The organism is Xanthobacter autotrophicus (assembly GCF_030015065.1).
GTDB classification, from domain to species: Bacteria; Pseudomonadota; Alphaproteobacteria; order Rhizobiales; family Xanthobacteraceae; genus Xanthobacter; species Xanthobacter autotrophicus_D.
Genome location: NZ_JAIVFN010000229.1, coordinates 1 through 2,286 on the forward strand (window position 1 = coordinate 1; position 2,286 = coordinate 2,286).

Below are 2,286 nucleotides of genomic sequence, written 5' to 3' on the forward strand. Positions count from 1 at the left end.
ATAAGAGACAGCCCCTACACCGGCGCCAAGGCCCCCCAGATCCTCGGCCACGAGTACGGCGGAACCGTTGTGGCTGTTGGATCTTCGGTCACCAACGTGGCGGTGGGCGATCGCGTCTCGGTGCAGCCCATGGTGTCCCCAAGGGATGATTATTTCGGCCAGCGCGGCCTCTACCAATTGAGCGAAAGCCTCGCCATCATCGGCCTCGCCTGGCCGTGGGGCGGCATGGCGGAATACTCGCTCGTCAATGATTACAACGTGTTCCGCGTGCCCGACAACGTGAGCGACGAACAGGCCGCCCTCATCGAGCCCACCGCCGTCACCGTCTATGCGGCCGAGCGCGGCGGCGTGAAGCCCGGCGACAGCGTGCTCGTCACCGGCGCCGGCCCCATCGGCCAGTTGCAGGTGCTGGCCGCGCGGGCGGCCGGGGCAACGCGGATTTTCCTCAGTGATACCAATGACAACCGCCTCGCCATGGCCCGCCAGATCCTGCCCGATGTCATCACCCTGAACCCCAGGTCGGACAAGGTCCCCGAGGCCATCCGCGACCAGACCGACGGTGGCGTGGGCGTCGACGTGGCGCTGGAATGCGTGGGCGCCGAGGCGGCCCTCGGCACCTGCATCGAGGCGGTGCGCCGGCAGGGCGTGGTGGTGCAGGTGGGCCTTCATGTGGGCAAGCCGGCCGTGGACGGATTCACGATTACCTTCAAAGACATCGATGTCCGCGGATCATGGTGCTACACGACCCTCATGTGGCCGCGCGTCGCCGCCCTCATCGGCGGCGGCCTGCTGCCGGCGGAGAAGGTGGTGACCCGCCGCATCCGCCTCGACGAGGTGGTGGAGAACGGCTTCGAAGCCCTGCTCAGCCCCGCCGGAACCGAGCTGAAGATCCTCATCGACCTTCAGTGAGAGACGCGCGGGCCAGGGTGCCTCATCCCGCTCCGGCCCGCGCTGGCCCGGCGGGGGCGGTTCGCCGGCCCACGCCGGGTGGCCCCGGCTAGCCGGAACGATCCACCTCGCATAAGCTTTCGTATCCGAAGCAACGGCAACGACGGCGGCGGGAGCCATGTTCGACGCGGTGATCATCGGCGGAGGGCCGGCCGGGGCGTCATGCGCCCTGTGGCTGAAGATGCTCGGCTTCCGCCCCTGCATCGTCGAGCGAAGGCAGGCCCTCGGCGGCCTCCAGAACGACAATCCCTATCCCAACCAATGGATGGCGCCGGTCCGCGACAGGACCGGATTCGAGGTCGCCGCCGACATCCACCGCCACGTCATGGAGCACGACATCGTCTGCCGCCTCGGCGAGGCCGTCACGGCGCTGGAGGTGGTGGAGGGCGGCTTCCGCGTCACCACGGCGGGCGGCGAGATCCTGCTGGGGCGCGCCTGCGTGCTCGCCTCCGGCGTGCGTCCGGTGAAGGGCGGCTTCACGGAATCCCACGAGGTCATCATCGGGCCCGGCCGCACCATGTTCAACGCCGACTTCGAGCGGCAGTCCGTCGCCATCCTCGGCGGCGGCGACAACGCCTTCGAGAACTACATTTTCGTGCGCAAGCGCGGGGCGGAACGCATCACCCTTTACGCCCGCACCATCCGCGCCCGCCGGGAGTTCCTGGAGAAGGTGCCGCCCGCGGACGTGCGCATCGGCCCCTATCCCGTCACCCCTGAGATCCCCGAGGTGGCTGGCCGGCGCTTCGACCGCATCGTCGTGCTCTATGGCTGGGAGCCCTACCTGCCCTACGCCCGACACCTCGACCTTGCCCGCGACCCGCGCGGCTTCGTGGAGACGAGCACGGACTGCGAGACCTCCATCCCCAACCTCTACGCCATCGGCGAGATCGCCCAGCGCATGCATCCGTGCTGCGCCACCTCCATGGCCGACGGCGTGGTGGCGGCGAAGGCCATCCAGCGCACGCTGGAACAGGACGCCGTCGCCCGCTTCGCCGAGCGGGTGCGCCGCGCGGCGGCCGCCGATCCGGTCCGGGGCTGAGGAGCGGCCGCGTCACCGCGCCGTCGCGGGGTGACGCCCCCCCGCATCCGAGACAAGGCCACGACGCAGGGGCAGCCCGGCCGAAGCCGGCGCGGCGAGCGCCGCCGCCACGTCCGGTCGGCGCAACAGCGCCGCGGCGGCCTCGAACACCGCTCCGGGCGCGGCATCGGGGCGGACCGGCGCCTGCGGGAGATCCGCCACCACCCGCGCCGGCTTCGGCGACAGCACCACGATCCGGTCGGCGAGGCGCACCGCCTCGGTGATGTCGTGGGTGACGAACAGGGCCGCCGCCCCCGCCC

2 protein-coding genes and 1 pseudogene are annotated in these 2,286 nt (G+C 70.7%); 2 read left to right on the forward strand and 1 reads right to left on the reverse strand.

All coding sequences use genetic code 11. The features are described 5' to 3' along the window. Positions 1–909, forward strand: a 909-nt coding sequence (locus K9U40_RS22580) for a zinc-binding dehydrogenase (RefSeq protein ID WP_282892342.1), incomplete at its 5' end; no start/stop codon positions are given. 157 nt (positions 910–1,066) lie between these two features. After that, a complete protein-coding gene (locus K9U40_RS22585) occupies positions 1,067–1,987 on the forward strand; it encodes an NAD(P)/FAD-dependent oxidoreductase (RefSeq protein WP_282892343.1) in 921 nt (306 codons plus the stop codon). A gap of 12 nt (positions 1,988–1,999) precedes the next feature. Here K9U40_RS22585 and K9U40_RS22590 read toward each other — a convergent pair. Next, positions 2,000–2,286, reverse strand: a pseudogene (locus tag K9U40_RS22590) (ABC transporter ATP-binding protein); the annotation flags it as partial.